General features: G+C 46.7%; 1 pseudogene. It reads left to right on the top strand.

The window, feature by feature from the left end:
- A pseudogene (locus AAEZ00_RS21985) lies at positions 1-244 on the top strand (hypothetical protein); the annotation flags it as partial.

The raw sequence follows: 244 nt of genomic DNA, 5'->3' as shown, positions 1-244 counted from the left end.
GATGTAGGCGGACACAACCCAGTTGAGCCAGCGAGTGTGGCAACGCCGGTGCTAATGGGACCTCATACTCAATCATGTCAAAGCGTGGTCGATAAGCTGGCGAGTGTCGGCGCGTTATATCAGCCAAACAATGCGTTTTATCGTCCAATTACGATAAAGCCAACGACGATAGAGAATGTTGCTACCAATAATGAAAATATCGCCAATTCAGCTATCAGTAGCTCAGATATCAGTAGTTCAGAGA

Source organism: Shewanella sp. S1-49-MNA-CIBAN-0167 (genome assembly GCF_040310145.1).
GTDB classification, from domain to species: Bacteria; Pseudomonadota; Gammaproteobacteria; order Enterobacterales; family Shewanellaceae; genus Shewanella; species Shewanella psychromarinicola.
Note: the sequence above shows the minus strand (reverse complement) of the source record. Positions and strands in the feature narration are given on the sequence as shown.